Source organism: Kitasatospora sp. NPDC056731 (assembly GCF_040687675.1).
Taxonomy (GTDB): domain Bacteria; phylum Actinomycetota; class Actinomycetes; order Streptomycetales; family Streptomycetaceae; genus Kitasatospora.
In genome coordinates this window covers 45,306-63,726 of sequence record NZ_JBFBNR010000044.1, presented here as the reverse complement: position 1 = coordinate 63,726, position 18,421 = coordinate 45,306, and the positions used below count along the sequence as shown (strand labels likewise).

The window sequence follows — 18,421 nt, the reverse complement described above, 5'->3', positions numbered from 1 at the left end:
CTCCTTCCAAGCCACTGAGGGCAAGGTGACCTGAGCCACACCCGGCCCTCCCGGGCCGGACAACACCTTACGGAGGTGACCTGGGCGGAGGTAAAAGCGCCCGGGCGGCCTGCGGCGGATGGCTCTGCTTCGAGGACGAGGCCGGGTTCACCCGCAGACCGCCCAGGGGACGCACGTGGGGGACGGCGTGGTATCACCCCGGTCGTCAGAGTCTGCGGTCGCGGCTCCGGACGCGTCTCCGTCGCCGGCCTGATCGCCGTGCGGCCGGGCTCGCGGACCCGGATGTGCCACCGGCTGCGACGGCACAGCGGGCGCAAGGGCGAGCGCCGCAGCCTGTCCGAGCGCGACTACATCGGGCTGGTAGACGGGGTCCATCAGCTGGTCAAGGCACCGATCGTGTTGGTGTGGGACCGGCTGAACACCCACGTCTCCCATGCCATGCGCGACCTGGTCGACGCCCGGGACTGGCTGACGGTGTTCGTGCTGCCCGCATACGCACCCGAGCTGAACGCGGTCGAGTACCTGTGGGCCCACGTCAAACGCAGTCTGGCGAACCTCACCAGCGTCGCCCTCGACCGGCTCGAAGCCCTCGTCCGCAACCGCCTCAAACGGCTGCAGTACCGCTCCGACCTCCTCGACGGCTTCCTCGCCGGGACCGGACTCTCCCTCGACCTCCCACCACCATCACCCTGAAGCGCCGAGATCAGTAATCAGCACCTCCCGCTCAACGGGGGAAGCTCACACCGTCTACCGGCGCAGCCGTCCTGAGGCGGTCAGCCCGCCCCCATCCGCGTATCTCACACACCATCGGATACAGCCACCACACCGAACTCGTCAGGCAAACCAGGACAGTTCACCCTGGCGCGCCGAAGTCAGTAATAACCCAGAGGTCGCAGGTTCAAATCCTGTCCCCGCTACCACGTACGTCGAAGGGTGGACACACGATGTGTGTCCACCCTTCGACGTACCAGCCTGCGTTCAGGCCATCCGCACCGGCGCCCAGACACCGTCGCACCTCAGCTTCTCCGAGCGTCGCCACCACCAGGTGCATAGCGGGGTTCAAGGCGACCCAGCGAGCAGCACGCGGATGGCCTGGTACGCCGCGGGCTGACTGCGACGTCTGCCGCCTGGCCGGTTACCGGGTGGCCTCTGCGGTGAGCTGGCGGCGCTCGGCGAGCACTGTGCTGACCTGCTCGACGGGGGCGGAGCCGAGGACCCGGTGAATGAGCTGGTGGTGGTAGGGGGTGGTGAGGGTCTCGGTGGCGTGCTGGTGGCGGGGGCCAGGGTGACCAAGGAGCCGGCGTCCTCCTGGGCGCCCTCGCGACCGGTGCGGTTCGGGTGCAGGACCCAAGCACATGGAAGTCGACCCTGGCAGCTTCACCAGGAAGCAGTAGTCCACCGAAGCCCGCGACCGGCAGCCCTGTCCCAAGCTCACCCCGAAACGGACATCAGCTCACGAACGCCCTCTGAAAGTGGGGCCTGGGCTCGCACTCCCGGACGAGACGTACGCGAGGGAACAGCGCACCCCCGACGGAAGAAAAGTTAACCAGATGCTTGACTATTTGCCGTCGGCATCGAACAGTTAGGCACATGCTTAACCAAGCTGGTTCGTTGGACCGGGTGTTCCAAGCGCTGGCGGACGCGACCCGCCGGGACATCGTCGAACGGTTGATCCACGGGCCCGCCTCGGTCAGCGAGCTGGCCCGGCCGCTGGACATGTCGCTGCCGGCGGTGATGCAGCACCTACAGGTACTGGAGACATGCGGACTGGTCCGGTCCGAGAAAGCCGGAAGGGTACGCACCTGCCACATCGAGCCGGGCGTGCTGCGAATGGCCGAGGACTGGATCACTGCGCAGCGCACCGCCTGGGAACACCGCCTCGATCGCCTCGGCGACTACCTGACCGAACACCGCGACAGCCCGGATCAAGGGAGCACACAATGACCGATCACATGGTCACACATGCCACGTTCACCCTCGAACGCCTCTACGCGGCCTCACCGGCGACGGTGTTCGCCGCGTGGGCCGCCCCCGAAGCAAAGGCCCGCTGGTTCGCCGGCCCCGACGCCGAGCACGAGCTCGACTTCCGCGTCGGTGGGCGGGAGGTCAACCGCGGCCGCTCCGGCGGCGGGCCGGTGCTGACTTTCGAGTCCTGGTACCGCGACATCGTCCAGGACGAGCGGATCGTCTACACCTCCACCCTGTCCGAGGGGCAGGACCTTGCGACAGTGTCGCTGACGACGGTGGAGTTCCTCCCCGAGGGCGGTGGCACCCGGCTGCTGCTCACCGAGCAGAGCACCTTCCTCGACGGCCGCGAAGAACCGAGCTGGCGGGAGCAGGGCACCGGCAAGTGGCTCGACGCGCTCGCCGCCGAACTGCTGCGAAGCATCCAGCAACCGTGACGACCACCAGTAACCTTTCGCAGGCTCGCCGTTGGCAGGTGCTGGCACTGCTGGGCACGGCGTTCTTCATGACGATTCTGGACGGCACCAGCCTGCTCGCCGCTCTGCCCGCGATCGAAGGCCACCTTCGCCTGCACGGCCCTGCCGTCCAATGGACCGTGACGGCCTACGCGCTGGCCTTCAGCGGGCTGCTGCTGTTATGCGGCCGCGCCGCGGATCTGCTGGGCCGTCGGCGCGTGTTCATCGCCGGGATGGCGCTGCGGGTCGTGGCCTCGCTGGCGTGCGGGCTCGCTCCGTCCATCCAGGCCCTGGTGGCCGCCCGCGCGGTGCAGGGCGTCTCGGCCGCGATCATCGCTCCGGCCGCGTTGTCGATGGTCGTGAACACCTTCCCCGAAGGGATCGAGCGGAACAAGGCGCTCGGTGTCTGGGGCGGCCTCGGCGGGTTCGGCGCCACCGCCGGTCTACTCCTGGGCGGCATCATCACCGATGTCCTCGGCTGGCAGTGGGTGTTCTGGGTCAACGTCCCGGTCGGGGCCCTCGTGCTGGTTCTCGCCCCCGCCACGCTGCGCGAAAGCCGGGACCGAACACGCCCCCGTTCCTTCGATGTCCCCGGTGCGCTGACCATCGCCCCGGCACTCGTTCTGCTCGTCTACGTGATCACCCGGGTGCCGACATCCGGGTGGGCGAATGGACAGAGCATCGGGCTACTGACCGCCGTGGCCGTGCTGGTCTGGATGTTCGTCCTGATGGAGAAGCGATCGACGGCCCCGCTCGTTCCCTTTCGGTCGCTGCGCTCGCGCATGCTGATCGGCGGCAACCTCCTCCTGCTCATCGCTGGCATGACCGTCGACGGCATGCTCGTCACCCTCACCTCCTTCGCGCAGCAGGTGCTCGGCTGGCCGGCGGCGCAGTTCGGGCTGGCGGCCGCGATGATGACCGTCACCGCGGCCGCAGGCGCACTACTGAGCCAACGGATCGTGCGCAGGCTCAGCCTGGGGCGGGTAGCTGCCGCCGGGGCCGTCCTGCTCGGTTGTGGCTGCCTGCTGCTCACCCGCATACCGGCCGGTGGCCCGATGAGTCTTCTGCCGGCGGCCCTGTTCCTGTTCGGGGCGGGAATGGGCGCCGTCACGGTATGCGCACAGATCGCCGCGCTGACCGGCGTCACCGAGAAGGACTCAGGCCTGGCCGCCGGCCTCGCCGACACCTCCTTCGCCGTCGGCACCGCCGTCGGCGCTGCCGTCTGCACCAGCGTCGCCGCCGCCCGCACGTCCGCGATCGGTGGTCCGACACCGCCCGCACTCACCACCGGGCAGCATGCCGCGTTCGGGGCAGCCGGCGTCTTCGCCGCTCTCGCCTTGATCACCGCGTTGACGCTCCTCAGCAAGCGATCCGGCCTGTCCCGCAGCGTGTCGGCAGACGCAAGCGAGAACGTATCTCCCCGGGCACCGTCAACCTCACCTTGATCTACGCGGACACCCCCTGGCTCCCTCCTGGCGTGATTCCTGTTCCGCATTCCATGGAGGGCCGGACCCGAATCCGGCGGCAAGGCCCCGGCCTCACCCGCGAACCCCTACGCCGAGATCCTCGGTGTCACTACGGGCGCGAACGGCACCCGGCTCCGACGTCGTGGCCCTCGGCGCGCAGCTGGGCGACGGCGGCGGCGACGTAGCGTGTCGTCCACAGGACTACCGCCGCGTTCAAAACCACTCCCATTGACATCCTCCCTGCCCTAAAGGACGGGGATTCCTAGCTCACTTCGCCTGGCCGCTTGTGCGTCTGGCGGCGACAGGTGTGGTCGACCGGGTCGACGACGGCGAGCAGGTGCAAGGTCTTGGCGATGACGCCTGGGGCATTGCGCTGGGGCTATTGCCGTTGGTGCGGCTTCCCGGACCCGCTCGGGGGTTCGAGCCCGGGAAGCCTCCCTCCACGGTGCCGGTAGCGGCCGCTGACAGCGCGCGGGGCTACGCCATGGCGTCGACGGCCGCTGGGGTGGTCTGTTCCGGCGGCGAGGGCTCGGCTGCGCCGGTGGGTCCGCGCAGCGGGGAGGGAGGGAGCGGGAGGCGGGCACCACCCCGAAGACGACACCCAACTGGAACGGCTGGTCCGCGAGGCGATGTGGCGCAAGTGGCCCGGGCACAAGATCAACCACCCCGACTTCGTCCGGCCCGACCGGCCCTGGCCAAGGTCCGCTTCACCATCAGTGGCACGGGCGTCACCGTCAAGGCCGACGAGGCCGGAAACCTCACCGCCCGTCGACATCGAGTCCTCGGTGGCGCAGCTGCGCAGATCAACTGACCGGATGAGGCTGGTCGGATCGAAACCTTGCAGAACGTGTCCGGCCCCGACGGAGACGTCGGGGCCGGACACGTTCTGGGCAGGTCGGGTGGATCGGCTGTTGGAGGGGTGCCCGCTCGGGGTCCGGTTGTGGGGTTCTGGGGGTGTTGCGGTTGACCCGTCGGCGCGGTGTCTCCTTCCGCCCGGGTCGCGCCCGTTGCGACCTAGCCGGCGTGGAGGGCGAGGGTCGGGGAGAGTCGGGAGGCGCGGACGGCCGGGTAGAGGCCTGCGACCGTGCCGATGAGCAGGGTGGCGGCGAAGCCTCCGGTGACGGCCCACAAGGGGATTACCCAGGGCAGGCCGCCCGCGGCGGCGAAGGCGTAGGTGGCGGCCGCGCCCAGGGCCACGCCGGCCAGCCCGCCCAGTCCGGAGAGCAGGAGGGACTCCGTCACGAACTGGAGGCGGATCTGGCCCCTGGTGGCGCCCAGGGAGCGGCGCAGTCCGATCTCGTGGCGCCTCTCCAGCACTGAGATGATCATCGTGTTGGCGACTCCGACGCCACCGACCAGGAGCGCCACCCCGCCCAGCCCGAGCAGGAGGTCGGTGAAGGCCCCCTCGGTGGCGGCCTTGGCCTGGAGTGCCGAGGAGGGGTCGGTGACCTGCACGTTGTGCGGGTTCTGCGGGTCGACGGTGCGGGGGATCAGCGCGCGGACCGCGCTGACCGTCTGGTCCGTCGACCGTTCGTAGATCTGGGTCGGGTGGCCGTCGAAGCCCAGCAGCGTGCCGGCGCCGTCCCAGCCGACCAGGGCGGCCCGTTCGATCTCGGGTGCCAGCGGCAGCGGGTCGAGGATGCCGATGACGGTGAAGTACCGGCCGCCGATGTGGACTTGCTGGCCGGGGGCGGTGATGCCCAGGCGCTGGGCCGCGACGTGTCCGAGGACCGTCGACGGGTAGCGTCCGTTGGCCTCGTTGAGCCAGGTGCCCGAGCCGACCGCGCCGCGCACGACGTCCAGCAGCCCTTCGGTGGCGGCCTTCACGGTGATGCCGCCGGTTTCGCCGTCGGGGATCTTCTCACTGCGTCTGACGGACTGCGCCAGGTCCCCGGTCGCGCCGACCTGCTCGACCCCGGGGACGCGGCCCAGCATGCCGGTCGACTCCTCGGGCAGCTTCACCTTCTCGCCGAACAGCCCCTGGCCAGGGGAGGCCACCAGCATATTGGTGCCCAACTGGTCGAGTTGCCGCAGGAGTTGGGCCTTGCTGGAGGAGGAGATGCCGACCACCGCGATCATGGTGGCGATGCCGATGGCGATGCCCAGCGCGGACAGCACCACCCGCAGCGGCCGGGTGCGAAGGCCGGCCGAGCCGACGTGGAGGACGTCGCGGGGGCCGAGCCGGGCCGGGGCCAGCCGTGTGCGGCTCACCGCTGCCCACCCCGATCGGCCGGGGCGGCGCCGGTGCGCAGATCCGCCACGACGCGGCCGTCACGGATGCGGACCTGGCGTGGCAGGCTGTCGGCGATCTCGCCGTCGTGGGTGATCACCGCGATGGTGGCGCCCTGGGCGTTGAGGTCGTACAGCAGCTCCATCACCGCTTCGCTCGACGCGGAGTCCAGTGCGCCGGTCGGCTCGTCGGCCAGCAGCAGGTCCGGTTCGCCGACCACCGCCCGGGCGATGGCCACCCGCTGGCGCTGGCCGCCGGACAGCTCGTGCGGACGGTGGTGCATGCGGTCCGCGAGCCCGACCCGCTCCAGGGCCAGGGCCGCGCGCCTGCGGCGCTGGGCGCGCGGCAGGCCCGAGTAGAGCAGGCCCTCGGCGACGTTGTCGCGGGCGCTGACCCCGGCCACCAGGTGGAAGGACTGGAAGACGAAGCCGATGTGCCGGGCGCGCAGGGCGGAGAGCCGGCGGTCGGAGAGGGCGGCGACGTCGTGGCCCGCCAGGGTGACGGATCCGGCGCTGGGCCGGTCCAGGGTGCCGACGATGTGCAGCAGGGTGGACTTGCCCGACCCCGAGGGGCCGACGATGGCGAGCAGTTCGCCGCGTCCGATGCGCAGGTCCACCCCGTGCAGCGCCGTGACCCCGCCCGGGTACTCCTTGGTGACCTGGTTCAACTCGACCACGGTGCTCATGACTTGGGCACCCCGACCTTCATTCCCTCGGTCAGGTCGGTCCCGCTGACCTCGACCCGGCCCTGTCCGAACATGCCGAGCTCGACCGGGACTTCGCGCACCTTCCCGTTCTCCACGACCTGGATGCCGAAGCCTCCGCCGGACAGCGCGAGCAGTGCGTTGACCGGTACGGTCAGCACGTCCTTGTGGACCTCGCCTTCGAGCTCGACGGTGACGGGCGCCTGGTCGAAGCCCTCCGCCTGCCCCGGGTCGTCGAAGACCACCCGGGCGGTGATCTTGGCGGGCTTGTCCTGGGAGCCCTGCTCCTTGCCGTCCTCACCGATGGTGCGGTCCACGGAGGCGACCTTGCCCTTGGCCTTGCCGCCGCCGGGCAGGCCGACCTCGACCCGGGTGCCGGGTTTGGCGAGGTCGGCCCGGGAGACCTCGATCTTGATCTGCACCTGCCGTTCGGAGCCGGTGGCGGTGAGGACCGGCTTGCCGGGAGCGGCCTGGTCGCCGACGGCCGCGTCGTTCTTCTTGATCCGCACCGCAGCGGGCGAGAAGGCGATCTGCTCGGGGCCGATCTCGCCGCTCTGGGCCAGGCCGTGGGCCTTCTGCCAGCGCTTGACCGCATCCACCGTACCGGCGGTGAACTTCTCGTCCGCGGCCAGCCCCTTACCGTAGCCCAGGTCGCGGAGGTTCTCCTTCAGCTGTCTGACGTCCGGCCCCTCGTCGCCGGCCTTCAGCGTCCGGTACATCGGGCGCTCGCCGTACATGAGCCGGACCTTCCGGCCGTCGACCTCGTAGAGGACCCCGTCGCGTTTCACCACCGCGCCGGCCTCCGGGAGCCAGGTGAGGGTGCCCGGCACACCGGCGTTGATCCGGCGCTCCTCGGCGTAGCCGAGGACCCCGTCCACCCGGGTCCGGCTGCTCAGGTCCTGTCGTTCCACCGAGCCCGTGCTCGGCGGCAGCCCGTCCGTGCGTGCCACGCCGGCGTTGCCACTGCCTCCAGCCTGCGAGAGGGCCGTGACCCCGCCCGCGAGCGTGACCGAGGTGGCCAGCACGGCGATCAGGTACGTTCGGCGGCTGCGCCCGCGCTCACTGCGCATTCTGACCACTGCACGCCTTGTTCGCCTGGTCGAACCTGTCCTTCTCGGCGCCCTCCGGGACCTTCATCGCCGATCCCGACATCGCCGAGTCGCCGTCGAACTTCGGGTCCGGCATGTCCACACCGTTACCGCGCATGCACCGGGCGAAGTCGAGGGCCCTGTCCTTGTCGGCCTGGGACATCTTCGCGCCACCCGAGCCACCGGCTCCCCCGCAGGCCTTGAGGGCTTCCGCCATCTTGTCCTGGCCGCCCTCCAGGACCATGGCCCGCGGGTCCTGGCCCGGCTCGGGCTCCTTCACCTGGGCGCCGTGTTCGCGCAGGCACTTACGGTGCTCGTAGGCCTGGTCCGCCGCCGCGCCCTTGCCCGACGAGTCCGAGCCGCCGCCCCCGCCGGAGCCCGTGCCGCCTCCGCCGCAGGCCGTGGCGAACAGCGCGAGCCCTGCCACCAGCGCGGCCGCCGCGCCGTACCTGTGGTTCCGCATGTGGTTCCGCATGGAATTCCTCCGTGTCCGATGACGAGTGGCCGATGACGAGCGGCCGACCGCTCCGGCCGCTCCGACCACGCAGAGGCTGGCACGCACCCGCATTTCGCCGCTGTCAGCCGAGACCTTTACGGCGACGAAAGGTGGGTTTCAGGTACACCTGGTGTCATGCGTGTACTGATCGTGGAGGACGAGGAATTCCTGGCGGACATGATCGCCGAGGGATTGCGGCGCGACGCCCTGGCCGTCGACGTCGTGTACAACGGCGCCGACGCGCTGGAGCGACTGAGGCTCACCGACTACGCCGTGCTCGTGCTCGACCGCGACCTGCCCGGGGCGCACGGCGACGAGGTGTGCCGGAGCGTCGTCGAGCAGCGGCTGCTCACCCGGGTGCTGATGCTCACCGCCTCCGGTACCGTCCGCGACCGCGTCGACGGCCTGGACCTGGGCGCGGACGACTACCTCACCAAGCCGTTCGCCTACGAGGAACTGCTGGCCCGGGTACTGGCGCTCGGCCGCCGCACCCACCCCGCCCTTCCGCCGGTCATCGAACGTGCGGGCATCACCCTCGACACCGCCCGCCGCCAGGCCTTCCGGGAGGGCCGCTACCTCGCCCTGTCCCGCAAGGAGTTCGGCGTACTGGAGGTGCTGATGCAGGCCGAGGGCGCCGTGGTCTGCGGTGATGACCTGATCGAGCAGGTGTGGGAGCAGAACATGGGATACCGCACCAACGCGGTTCGGGTCGTCCTCAGCAAACTCCGCGCCAAGCTCGGCGAGCCCTCGGTCATCGACACCGTGCCCGGCCACGGCTACCGCATCGGCGTCCCGGCGTGAGGTGCTTCGCCCCGGCCGGCCTGCACCGCCCTCCGCTGCCCGGCAGAGCACGCCCGCGGCTGCCGGGCGGGGAACGGGGCCGGCTGACCATGCTCTACGGCGGGCTGCTCGTCCTCGCCGGGGCCATGCTCATCTTCCTGGTCAACTTCCTGGTCCGGGAAAGTCTGTACACCTCGATCAGCACGGCCGTCGCCGTCGAACCGCGACTGGCCACCCTGGCGACCCCGGGCCCCGACGCGGCGAAGACCCTCACGGTGGGAACCGCCGCACCCGCAAACGCTCCACCCGGAACCGCCCCCGCCGACGCCGGACAGTCCCACTTCCAGGCCGTCAAGGTCGTCACCCAGGCCGCCGAGCAGGCAGCCCAGAACCAGCTGCTGACCGTCTCCCTGATCGCTCTGGCCGCCTTCGCCGTCATCTCGGTGGCGCTGGCCTGGTGGATGTCGGGGCGGGTGCTGCGCCCGGTGGCGGTGATCACCAACACGGCGCGGCGGCTCTCGGGCAAGAACCTGCACGAGCGGATCGCCCTCGACGCACCCCCGGGCGAGCTCAAACAGCTCGCCGACACCTTCGACGCCATGCTCGACCGCATGGAACAACTGGTGGGTGCGCAGCAGCGGTTCGCAGCCAACGCCGCGCACGAACTGCGGACTCCGCTCGCGGTGCAGCGGGCCGCGGCCGAAATCGGGCTGGCCACCGAGGATCCGGCCGCCGTCGCCCGGGTCCGCCGCAAACTGATCGAGGTCTCCGAGAGCAGCGAACGGCTCATCGAGGGCCTGCTGTTGCTGTCCGTCTCCGACCAGAGGCTGGACCGCCGCGAACCGGTCGCACTGGACCAGCTGGCCCGCGCGGTGGCCGCCGAGTGCGCCGCCTCGCAGGAAGACCGGGAGAACCGCGTCACCGTCTCGACCGACACGGCCCCCGTGTCCGTCGAGGGTGATCCGGTGCTGCTGGCACACCTGGTGCGCAACCTGGTCGGCAACGCCCTGCGCTACAACCACGACGGCGGCCGGGTCGAGGTCGGCGTGCACGACGGTGTCCTGGAGGTTGCCAACACCGGCCCCCAGGTGCCGCCGGAGACGGTCCCCTATCTCTTCGAGCCCTTCCGCCGCCTCCGGGAGCGCCGGCACAGCCCGGGTGAGGGCGCGGGCCTGGGCCTGTCCATCGTCGCCTCCATCGCGCGCGCCCACCACGCCGTCGTCACCGCCGTCCCCGCCGGCACGGGCGGACTGCGGGTCCGGGTCGAGTTCCCCACGGCCTGACCCGGCCGTCCGGGGGCCGGGCGCGAGGCCGCCCCGTGCAGTGCCTTCCGTTCGGCGGAGTCGGCCACCGCGACGGGAACCACCGTCCGCCACACGGTTTCCGGGCCGGTGAACTGCGTATGAGCGTTCTGCAACAACCTCGCCGATCCCTGCTCCACGGCCCCTGCGCAGATCGGAGGGCCCGATACTGGTGGATATGTCACGGGTACTGCTGATCGAGGACGACGCGTCGGTGCGCGAGGCGCTGGCCCTGGGCCTGCGCCGCCAGGGCCACGAGATACGGATGGCCGCCACCGGCGAGGACGGCCTGGAACAGGCGTTCCGGGAGCCTCCGGAGATCGTGGTGCTGGATCTGATGCTGCCCGGGATCGACGGCTTCGAGGTGTGCCGGCGGCTGCGCGCACACGGGAGCGTCCCGGTGATCATGCTGACCGCGCGAGGGGACGACATCGACACCGTCCTCGGCCTGGAGTACGGGGCCGACGACTACGTGGTCAAGCCCGCGCAGTCCAGGGTTCTCGACGCCCGGATCAAGGCCGTCCTGCGCCGCACCACCACCGCGCCCCCCGCGCCCGGGGCGGCCGAGCCGGTACGGGAGGTGCACGGCGACCTGGTGCTGGACCGGGCCGCACTGACCGTCGCCAAACGCGGCACCCCGCTGCCCCTGGCACCCGGCGAGCTGCGCCTGCTGCTGGAGCTGTCCGCCGCGCCGGGCCGGGTCTTCAGCCGGGAGCAGCTGCTGGACTCCGTCTGGGGCCTGAGCCGCCAGGAGGACATCCGCCTGGTCGACGCCGGGGTGAACCGGCTGCGCGCAAAGCTGGAGGACAACCCGTCCGCACCCCGCTACCTCCAGACCGTACGCGGTTTCGGCTACCGCTTCGGACCGCTGTGACCACCCCGCCACGCGCACCGAAGCACCCCTCGGCCGAAGCCCGCACGGGCGATGCCGCGAACGGCACCGCCCATGCCGACGACCGGCCGGACCGCGCCGACGCCTCCCGCTTCCTCCGGTGGCGGCGGGCCGTCCTGGGGCTGCGTCCGCGGATGCTCGCCGCGTTCGTCGCCACCGCCGCCGTCAGCGCCCTGGCCACCTCCGCGCTCACCTACCAGGCCGCCACCGGCTCCACCCTCGACCTGACCCAGGACACCGCCCTGGACGAGCTGCGCCGCCGCGTCGACGTCCTGGCCCCTTCCCTGCCCTTCCCCCCGACCCAGGCCGAACTCGATCGCCTGTCCCTCCGGCTCTCGGGCACCGGCGGCTTCCGCGACTGGCACGTCCTGGCCCGCTACGGCGCCGCCCACTCCGCGTGGACCGCCGCCGTCACCGTCCCGGCCGCCCTCCAGGACACCGTCGGCTCGGGCCACGGCGCCTTCCAGCGGTTCACCGCCGACGGGCACTCCTGGCTCGCGGTCGGCGTCCCCGTCACCCGCACCACCGCCGGCCCCGCCGGCCCCGCCTCAGGAGTCGGCGACCTGTCCGGGCTGACCGTCTACGCCCTCCTGCCCCTGGACCGCGAACAGGCGGCCACCAGCGCGCTGCTGGCCGCCGCCACCGGCGCCGGCGCGTTCGCCGCCGTGCTGGCCGCCGGCCTCGCCCTGCTCGCCACCCGCCAGGTCCTGCGCCCCGTCCGCGCCCTGGGCGACGCCGCCCAGGCCCTCGCCCAGGGACGGCTCGACACCCGCCTCGCCGTCTCCGGCCACGACGAACTCGCCCAGCTGTCCAAGACGTTCAACCACACCGCCCGCACCCTCCAGGGCACCATCGAGGAACTGCGGGCGGTCGAGAGCCAGGGCCGGCGGTTCGCCGCCGACGTCTCCCACGAGCTGCGCACCCCGCTGGCCGCCATGGTCGCCGTCACCGACATCCTCGACGAGGACGCCGAGCACCTGCCCGCCGACACCGCGACCGCCCTGCGCATGATCAGCAACGAGACCGGGCGCCTCACCCGCCTGGTCAACGACCTCATCGAGATCTCCCGCATGGACGCCGGCGCCGCCCCGCTGCGCACCGAGGACGTGGACGCCGCGGAAGCCGTACGCGCCACCCTCGACCTGCGTGGCTGGAGCGACCGGGTCGAGCTGGACCTGCCCGCCGCCCTGCCCGTCCGCCTGGACGCGCGCCGCTTCGACGTCATCGTCGCCAACCTGGCCGGCAACGCCCTGCGCCACGGCCGCCCGCCCGTACGCCTCACCCTCACCACCCGTGGCCCGGGGCCCGGATCCGACCTGGTGCTGACCGTCACCGACCGGGGCCCGGGCATCCCGCCCGCCGAACTCCCCCACCTGTTCGACCGCTTCTACAAGGCGGACCGGGCCCGCACCCGCTCCGAGGGCAGCGGGCTCGGCCTGGCCATCGCCCAGGAGAACGCCCGCCTGCACGGCGGCTTCATCGAGGCCGCCAACGCCCCCGGCAGCGGCGCGGTGTTCACCCTCGTCCTGCCCCGCGGACCCCTGACGAAGGACGCCCCATGACCATCCGCCTCCGCGCGATCGCCGCAGCGGCGCTGCTCCTCACGGCCTGCGGCTGCGCGATCCCCGACACGGCGGGCGCGGTGAAGTCGGGCAAGCCCGCCACCGGGATCGAGTCCGGCACCCGGCTGTACTTCCTCAGCCCCCAGGGAATCCGCCTGACGATCAGGCCGGGCACCGAACGCGAAGGCCTCCAGCAGACCCTGGACACCCTCATGGCAGGCCCCACCCGGACGGAGCAGCACACCGGTCTCGGCACCGCCCTGCCCGCCTCCGGCAAGGTCACCGCCGCCACCGAGGACGGCACCGTCACCCTGCGCCTGTCCTGGCCGACCTCCGCGCTGAGCCCCTACGCCATCCAGCAGCTGGTCTGCACCGCCGAGGACGCCCCCGCGACCACCGCGACCGCCCCCCGGATCGCCATGGTCAGCAGCGACGCCCCCGGACCGGTCTTCGTGCAGTGCGACCTCCACCACACCGGCTGAGTCCGACGGAACCCGAGCCGGGCTCGGCGAGCCGGATCACCGGCACCGGATGCCTGCCCGCCCGCCCGCCACGGTCCGGGACAGATCCCGAAGCCCGGCCCGAACACCCGCGGGCACAACGCGGATCCGGCCACCGCGCATCAGGGAAGGGACAGTTGGGTGACGTCCACGACGACACCCGACACCGTCGGCGCGATCAGCGGCAGCACCAGCCACAGTGCGGCGAGCGCGGCCAGCGTGCCCACGGCCGCCAGGACCCCGGGGCGGCCGTGGGCCCAGCGGGCCCGGTAGCGGACAGGGTCCTCCAGCAGCGCCTTCGAGCAGGCCGCGACCGCCACCGCCAGCCCGCCCAGCCACAGGGTCCGAACCCAGCCGTCCAGGCGGGGACCAGCGTGGTCCAGCAGCAGGATCAGCGGCCAGTGCCACAGGTACAGGCCGTACGAGAGCCCGCCCAGTACCGTCAGCGGGCGCCAACTCAGCACCCTGCCCAGCGGGGACGCCGGGGCGTGCGCGAGCAGGGCGATCAGCGCGGCCGCCGCCGCCGAGTGCAGCAGCAACCCGCCGCGGAACAGGACGATCTGCCCCGTCCCCGAGGCCAGCGCCCACCCGGCGGCCAGCAGGCCTGCCGGGATCAGCGCCAGCCGGCCCGCGGCGGGCCCCGGCAACCGCGCCACCCGCAACCGCACCGCCGGAGTCGCCGCGAGCGCGCCGAGCAGCAGGGCGAACACGCGGGTGTCGGTGCCCTCGTAGACACGGGTGGTGTCCATCGGGTCGACGAGCAGCGCCATCAGCGCCGCGGACACCAGCGCACCGACCAGCGCCACGCCGGCCACCACGCCGGCACCCGCGCCGGCACCCGCGGTCCGGCGCAGCCGCAGCAGAAGCAGCACCAGCGGTGGCCACAGCAGGTAGAACTGCTCCTCCACCGCGATGCTCCACAGGTGGGTGAACACCCGGGTCGGGTTCGCCTGGAAGTAACCGACCTGCGCGTCGACGAAATGCCAGTTCGCGAGGTTGGCCACCACCCAGGGCGCGTCCTGGTGCGCGAAGCGGGCCATGGCCGCCGTGCCCAGCACGGAGGCCAGCACCATCGCCGAGCCCAGAGCCAGGGCGAGGGCGGGCATCAGCCGCCTGGCCCGGCGGCCCCAGAAGGCCACCAGGTCGATCCGGCCGCCGTTCTCCCCGGCCTCCCGCAGCAACAGCCCCGTGATGAGGAAGCCGGAGAGCACGAAGAACAGGTCGACCCCCAGGAACCCGCCGGGGAAGTCCCCGAGGTGGAACAGGAGGACCCCGAGGACGGCCAGCCCGCGCAGGCCGTCCAGGGCCGGGACATGGGAGCGGCGGGAGCCGGAGCGCGCGGCAGGCCCCGGGCCCGGCCGGCGGCGGGACGCGCGCGCGTTCCACCGCCGGGCCGCCGGCGAGGCGGTCTTCATCTCGGACACCATCTCTGACACCGGCTCAGGCGCAGTTCAGCTGGGCGAACACATCCGACCTGGTCCAGTCGCCGTTGGCCCAGCTCTTGGGATCGGCGGGCGAGAACCCGGCCAGCTTGCCCACCTCGGTGGTGAACCACTGCGCGAACTTCGCCGTGCCCTGCTGGCAGGAGTGCGTCCTGTCGTTCGAACGCTGCGCCTGCGGGGCCTTGAAGTCGGTGCCCCACAGGGCGGAGGCGTCGAGGAAGAAGGCATCGCCGGGGTGCGCGGCGACGGCCGCCTTCGCCGCCCCCGGAGCGGACTCGATGTCGGCCTTGTGCGGGGCGTAGAAGTCATCGCCCGTGTCGAACGGCGGAGTGGTGACGATCACCAGACGGGCACCCGCGGCCTTGACCGTGCCGATCAGCTTCTCGTACGCCTGCTGCTGCGCCTGCGGGCCACCCCAGTCATAGGTGGTGATCTGGTAGGCCACCAGCTCGGGGCGAACCGACGCGAGCCGGGAGGCGACGTCGCCGCTGGACATCGCCACCGGCCCGACCGCTGCGCCGCCGCCGTCGGCGGCGATGGAGGTGAACTCGATACCCGTGGACTTGAGCGCGGCGGCCAACGGCCGGGCCTGCCCGACGGCGATGGAGTCACCCATCCACAGGATCCTTGAGGGCTTCTTCAACCCTTCCGCGCCGGCCTTCGCCGGCCCCGGGCCGCCCCCGTCCTCGGCCGGGGAACTTCCGCAGGAGGTCAGGGCGAGGACGGCGGCGAGGGCGATGGAGCAGAGGGCGGCACCCCGGCGCAGGCCCCGGCCGACGGAGGCGGTGTCGTGGCGGTCATGGGACGTTCGGCGTTCGTAGGTCATTTCGTAGGTCATGGGGAAGACGCTAGGAGGCCGTTTTTCGCGCCGTTTGACCGTTGTGTCACCGTGGTTCGACGACCTCATGAGCAACACGTAACCGACGTCCCCGAGCTCACAGCCTCACCCTGCTGGAGTTCGGAATCACCCACCCCGAGGTGCGTGTGCCGTCACTCCTGATCGGGGCGGCGAGGCCGGTGCCGGTCGGGAGCGGTGGCTTCCCGGCCGGCACCGGCCTCGTGGGGGGCCAGGAGATCTACCAGCGGCGGCGCGACGGCACCGGGTTGAGCTTGGCGGCGAGTGTCGAGAGGAAGGTCGGGAGCTTGTCGACCATGGCCTTGGGGACCGGGGTGGTCTGGACGCCGCCCCGCCGTACGTCCTCGACGAGGAGCGTGTAGGTGCCGTTCTCCTCGACGAGTTCGGCGGCGTAGAGCAGGGTTTGGGTTGAGGTTTCCATCGGGGTCCTAGGCTTGGGTGTCGTTGAGCCAGGCGGTCCACGCCGCGGTGGCCCGCTGCTCGTCGACGTCCTCGGCGAACAGGTGGTGGCCCAGCCAGATCGGCACGTTCCAGGTGCTTCCGTTGAAGAACCGGTAGAGCGCGTCCGGGCCGCGCAGGCCGACGAAGTCGGTGCTGAGCCAGTCCACGACCACCTCCTCCGAGCCACCGTCCGTACCGGGGACGTGGAGCCGCAGGCGGTCGCCGACGGCCGCGTCGTCGGAAAGGCCCAGGCGTCGGCGCAGGGCGGCGAAGTCGGCCGGGTCGGCGGTGGGTTCGGGGCGCTGAGCCCTGACGTAGACGGCGGGGCGGCCGGCGAAGTGGCGCAGGTACTCGGCGAGGCCGTGCTGGTAGAAGTCGACGTGCTTCTCGGCCACGTCCGACTTGGCGTCCCACCTCCAGGCCTCGTCGACGATGCCCGTGTGCACCCAGTGGATCCCCATCCGCAGGTGGCTCGATCCGCCGTCGGCGGGCTCGATGCGGTAGCTGAGCGTGTTGGAGAAGCCGCCGTCCTGGGTCGCCCGGACGGCGAAGTGCCGCGGCGGCTCCCAGGCCACGACGGTGGAGTCGCCCCGGGTGGCCTTTCCGCCGACGCGCGGCTCGACCTCCATCGGGTACAGCCAGCCCAGGTTGCCGGCGCCGGTGGCGACCGCGGCCCAGACCTGCTCGGGTGTGGCGGGCAGGTCCTGTTCCCGGCGGACCTCGAACTCTCGGGCCATGGTCGGTGCTCCTTCGTCCTCGTTCATGGGTCAGTAGGTGAGCGGGAGGGCGCTCAGGCGCCGTTGCAGCGGGTTGGGCCGCCAATCGAGCACGGCCCCGTCGGCCAGCCGCAGTTCGGGCAGCCGTCGGACCAGCGTGCCGACGGCCACCTCCGCCTGGAGCCTGGCCAGCGGGCCGCCGAGGCAGAAGTGCGGGCCGTGGCCGAAGCTCAGGTGCCGGTTGCCGGGGCGGGTCAGGTCGAGCCGGTCGGGGTCCTCGAAGCGCTCGGGATCGCGGTTGGTCGCGCCGAGGAACAGGTACACCAGCTCGCCCTCGCGCAGTAGTCGCCCGCCGATCTCCAGGTCCTGCGCGACGACCCGGACGATCGCCTGGGTCACCGTGTCGTAGCGGGCCAGTTCCTCGACGGCGCCGCGGACCAGCCCCGGATCCGCGCGCAGCCGGGCCAGCTGGTCGGGGTGGCGCAGCAGGGCGAGCATGCCGTTGCCGACCAGGTGGGTGGTGGTCTCGCCACCGGCGGTGATCAGGACGAAACAGGTGGACAGCAGTTCGGAGTCGGTGAGCCGGTCGTCCTGCGTCTGGGTGACGACCAGGGCGCTGATCAGGTCGTCACCGGGCTCGGACCGGCGCCGGCGGACGAGCCGGGCGAGGTACTCCTCGTACTGCCCGATCGCCTCCTCGGACTTGTCGATGTCCTCGCCCAGCCGGCCGAAGCGGCGGAACCAGGTCTCGACCTGCGGACGGTCCTCGGGCGGGATGCCGAAGAGCTCGCAGACCACGGACATCGGGAACGGGGAGGCGACCGCCTCGATCAGGTCCATGGTGGGCCCGGCCGCGACCGCCTCGTCGATGAGCCGGTCGACGATCCGCTGGACGCCGTCGCGCAGGGCTTCGACGCGCCGGGCGGTGAACGCCCGGTTGGCCAGCCTGCGCAGCCGGGCGTGGTCCGGCGGGTCGGTGTTGGTCATCACCCGGCCGAGCCGGTCGGAGAGCCGGCTCAGGGCCTTCAGGTCGCCGCCCAGGCCGCCGAGGGCCCGGGTCATCCGGTCCCGGTCGCTGGACAGCCGCAGGTCGCTCAGGGCGGCGTCGACGTCGGCGTACCGGGTGAGGTACCAGATGCCCTGGGCGCTGCGGTGCACGGGGCTCTCGCGCCGCATGCGGGCGTAGAACGGGTACGGGTCCTGCCGGGCCTCGGGGGTGAGCAGGTCGGCGGCGAGGTCGCGGGGCGGGGCGAGACCTGCCGTGGGGCGGGCCTCGTCCGTGGTGTCGGTCAGGTTCACTGCGGGCCGCGCTACCGCTGGGCTTCCATGGCGTCGGCGAGGCTCGTGGGCCGCATGTCGGTCCAGGACTTCTCGACGTACTCCAGGCAGGCGGCGTTGGTGTCGGGGCCGTGGACGACGGTCCAGCCCTCGGGGACGTCGGCGAACTGCGGCCACAGCGAGTGCTGGTTCTCGTCGTTGACGAGCACGAGGAAGGTGGCGTCCTGGTCGTCGAACGGGTTGGTCATGG

General features: G+C 71.9%; 19 protein-coding genes. 9 read left to right on the top strand and 10 right to left on the bottom strand.

The features are described from left to right. Positions 1 to 282: 282 nt before the first annotated feature. The 4 genes from AB0R04_RS31820 to AB0R04_RS31805 all read left to right on the top strand — a co-directional run bounded on the left by AB0R04_RS31820 (position 283) and on the right by AB0R04_RS31805 (position 3,865). On the top strand, positions 283 to 693 hold the full coding sequence (locus tag AB0R04_RS31820) for a transposase (protein ID WP_363377107.1): 411 nt from the start codon (positions 283 to 285) through the stop codon (positions 691 to 693). 927 nt (positions 694 to 1,620) lie between these two features. Next, positions 1,621 to 1,944, top strand: coding sequence for a metalloregulator ArsR/SmtB family transcription factor (locus AB0R04_RS31815; RefSeq protein WP_363377110.1), 324 nt, complete (start codon positions 1,621 to 1,623; stop codon positions 1,942 to 1,944). Further along, positions 1,941 to 2,402 (top strand): SRPBCC family protein, encoded by a 462-nt coding sequence (locus tag AB0R04_RS31810; RefSeq protein WP_363377106.1) that lies wholly within the window; start codon positions 1,941 to 1,943, stop codon positions 2,400 to 2,402. The genes AB0R04_RS31815 and AB0R04_RS31810 overlap by 4 nt, the downstream gene beginning before the upstream one ends. Beyond that, positions 2,399 to 3,865, top strand: coding sequence for an MFS transporter (locus AB0R04_RS31805; protein WP_363377105.1), 1,467 nt, complete (start codon positions 2,399 to 2,401; stop codon positions 3,863 to 3,865). The genes AB0R04_RS31810 and AB0R04_RS31805 overlap by 4 nt, the downstream gene beginning before the upstream one ends. Before the next feature lie 1,035 nt (positions 3,866 to 4,900). Here the strand turns inward: AB0R04_RS31805 and AB0R04_RS31800 are convergent. The 4 genes from AB0R04_RS31800 to AB0R04_RS31785 are packed head-to-tail and all read right to left on the bottom strand — an operon-like array spanning position 4,901 to position 8,370. Next, positions 4,901 to 6,097 carry an ABC transporter permease gene (locus tag AB0R04_RS31800; RefSeq protein WP_363377104.1) on the bottom strand — a complete coding sequence of 399 codons (1,197 nt, stop codon included), beginning with the start codon at positions 6,095 to 6,097 and terminating at the stop codon, positions 4,901 to 4,903. Beyond that, entirely contained in the window at positions 6,094 to 6,801 is a 708-nt protein-coding gene (locus AB0R04_RS31795) for an ABC transporter ATP-binding protein (RefSeq protein WP_363377103.1), read from the bottom strand. The genes AB0R04_RS31800 and AB0R04_RS31795 overlap by 4 nt, the downstream gene beginning before the upstream one ends. Then, positions 6,798 to 7,889, bottom strand: coding sequence for a peptidoglycan-binding protein (locus AB0R04_RS31790; RefSeq protein WP_363377102.1), 1,092 nt, complete (start codon positions 7,887 to 7,889; stop codon positions 6,798 to 6,800). The genes AB0R04_RS31795 and AB0R04_RS31790 overlap by 4 nt, the downstream gene beginning before the upstream one ends. Next, the gene (locus tag AB0R04_RS31785) at positions 7,879 to 8,370 is read right to left on the bottom strand and encodes a hypothetical protein (protein WP_363377101.1); all 492 of its coding nucleotides are present in this window, start codon (positions 8,368 to 8,370) and stop codon (positions 7,879 to 7,881) included. The genes AB0R04_RS31790 and AB0R04_RS31785 overlap by 11 nt, the downstream gene beginning before the upstream one ends. 168 nt (positions 8,371 to 8,538) lie before the next feature. Between AB0R04_RS31785 and AB0R04_RS31780 the strand changes: the two genes are divergently transcribed. The 5 genes from AB0R04_RS31780 (at position 8,539) to AB0R04_RS31760 (ending at position 13,420) form a co-directional block, all read left to right on the top strand. Next, the gene (locus AB0R04_RS31780; RefSeq protein WP_063351822.1) at positions 8,539 to 9,204 is read left to right on the top strand and encodes a response regulator transcription factor; all 666 of its coding nucleotides are present in this window, start codon (positions 8,539 to 8,541) and stop codon (positions 9,202 to 9,204) included. An 89-nt stretch (positions 9,205 to 9,293) separates the two neighbouring features. Next, positions 9,294 to 10,466, top strand: a complete 1,173-nt coding sequence (locus AB0R04_RS31775; protein ID WP_363377109.1) for an ATP-binding protein — start codon at positions 9,294 to 9,296, stop codon at positions 10,464 to 10,466. Positions 10,467 to 10,662: 196 nt separating this feature from the next. Then, complete coding sequence (locus AB0R04_RS31770) at positions 10,663 to 11,358, top strand: response regulator transcription factor (RefSeq protein ID WP_363377100.1); 696 nt, start codon at positions 10,663 to 10,665, stop codon at positions 11,356 to 11,358. Continuing rightward, on the top strand, positions 11,355 to 12,938 hold the full coding sequence (locus tag AB0R04_RS31765; RefSeq protein ID WP_363377099.1) for a HAMP domain-containing sensor histidine kinase: 1,584 nt from the start codon (positions 11,355 to 11,357) through the stop codon (positions 12,936 to 12,938). Before AB0R04_RS31770 ends, AB0R04_RS31765 begins: the two co-directional genes overlap by 4 nt. After that, entirely contained in the window at positions 12,935 to 13,420 is a 486-nt protein-coding gene (locus AB0R04_RS31760; RefSeq protein ID WP_363377098.1) for a GerMN domain-containing protein, read from the top strand. The genes AB0R04_RS31765 and AB0R04_RS31760 overlap by 4 nt, the downstream gene beginning before the upstream one ends. A gap of 140 nt (positions 13,421 to 13,560) precedes the next feature. Here AB0R04_RS31760 and AB0R04_RS31755 read toward each other — a convergent pair whose 3' ends face one another. The 6 genes from AB0R04_RS31755 to AB0R04_RS31730 all read right to left on the bottom strand — a co-directional run bounded on the left by AB0R04_RS31755 (position 13,561) and on the right by AB0R04_RS31730 (position 18,419). Further along, complete coding sequence (locus AB0R04_RS31755) at positions 13,561 to 14,853, bottom strand: acyltransferase (RefSeq protein WP_363377097.1); 1,293 nt, start codon at positions 14,851 to 14,853, stop codon at positions 13,561 to 13,563. A gap of 25 nt (positions 14,854 to 14,878) precedes the next feature. Further along, positions 14,879 to 15,718 carry an SGNH/GDSL hydrolase family protein gene (locus AB0R04_RS31750; protein WP_363377096.1) on the bottom strand — a complete coding sequence of 280 codons (840 nt, stop codon included), beginning with the start codon at positions 15,716 to 15,718 and terminating at the stop codon, positions 14,879 to 14,881. A 238-nt stretch (positions 15,719 to 15,956) separates the two neighbouring features. Beyond that, on the bottom strand, positions 15,957 to 16,157 hold the full coding sequence (locus AB0R04_RS31745) for a hypothetical protein (protein ID WP_363377095.1): 201 nt from the start codon (positions 16,155 to 16,157) through the stop codon (positions 15,957 to 15,959). 7 nt (positions 16,158 to 16,164) lie between these two features. Further along, positions 16,165 to 16,914, bottom strand: coding sequence for an SRPBCC family protein (locus AB0R04_RS31740; protein WP_363377094.1), 750 nt, complete (start codon positions 16,912 to 16,914; stop codon positions 16,165 to 16,167). 30 nt (positions 16,915 to 16,944) lie between these two features. Then, complete coding sequence (locus AB0R04_RS31735) at positions 16,945 to 18,192, bottom strand: cytochrome P450 (RefSeq protein ID WP_363377093.1); 1,248 nt, start codon at positions 18,190 to 18,192, stop codon at positions 16,945 to 16,947. 11 nt (positions 18,193 to 18,203) lie between these two features. After that, positions 18,204 to 18,419: an MbtH family protein gene (locus tag AB0R04_RS31730; RefSeq protein ID WP_363377092.1), complete on the bottom strand. Its 216-nt coding sequence runs from the start codon at positions 18,417 to 18,419 to the stop codon at positions 18,204 to 18,206. Positions 18,420 to 18,421: the final 2 nt, after the last annotated feature.

Excerpts from the sequence above, each read along its gene's own strand:
- AB0R04_RS31820 (WP_363377107.1), top strand. The coding sequence starts at position 283 with ATGTGCCACCGGCTGCGACGGCACAGCGGGCGCAAGGGCGAGCGCCGC.
- AB0R04_RS31810 (WP_363377106.1), top strand. The coding sequence starts at position 1,941 with ATGACCGATCACATGGTCACACATGCCACGTTCACCCTCGAACGCCTC.
- AB0R04_RS31795 (WP_363377103.1), bottom strand. The coding sequence starts at position 6,801 with ATGAGCACCGTGGTCGAGTTGAACCAGGTCACCAAGGAGTACCCGGGC.
- AB0R04_RS31790 (WP_363377102.1), bottom strand. The coding sequence starts at position 7,889 with ATGCGCAGTGAGCGCGGGCGCAGCCGCCGAACGTACCTGATCGCCGTG.
- AB0R04_RS31785 (WP_363377101.1), bottom strand. The coding sequence starts at position 8,370 with ATGCGGAACCACAGGTACGGCGCGGCGGCCGCGCTGGTGGCAGGGCTC.
- AB0R04_RS31780 (WP_063351822.1), top strand. The coding sequence starts at position 8,539 with ATGCGTGTACTGATCGTGGAGGACGAGGAATTCCTGGCGGACATGATC.
- AB0R04_RS31775 (WP_363377109.1), top strand. The coding sequence starts at position 9,294 with ATGCTCTACGGCGGGCTGCTCGTCCTCGCCGGGGCCATGCTCATCTTC.
- AB0R04_RS31770 (WP_363377100.1), top strand. The coding sequence starts at position 10,663 with ATGTCACGGGTACTGCTGATCGAGGACGACGCGTCGGTGCGCGAGGCG.
- AB0R04_RS31760 (WP_363377098.1), top strand. The coding sequence starts at position 12,935 with ATGACCATCCGCCTCCGCGCGATCGCCGCAGCGGCGCTGCTCCTCACG.
- AB0R04_RS31755 (WP_363377097.1), bottom strand. The coding sequence starts at position 14,853 with ATGAAGACCGCCTCGCCGGCGGCCCGGCGGTGGAACGCGCGCGCGTCC.
- AB0R04_RS31750 (WP_363377096.1), bottom strand. The coding sequence starts at position 15,718 with ATGACCTACGAAATGACCTACGAACGCCGAACGTCCCATGACCGCCAC.
- AB0R04_RS31745 (WP_363377095.1), bottom strand. The coding sequence starts at position 16,157 with ATGGAAACCTCAACCCAAACCCTGCTCTACGCCGCCGAACTCGTCGAG.
- AB0R04_RS31740 (WP_363377094.1), bottom strand. The coding sequence starts at position 16,914 with ATGGCCCGAGAGTTCGAGGTCCGCCGGGAACAGGACCTGCCCGCCACA.
- AB0R04_RS31730 (WP_363377092.1), bottom strand. The coding sequence starts at position 18,419 with ATGACCAACCCGTTCGACGACCAGGACGCCACCTTCCTCGTGCTCGTC.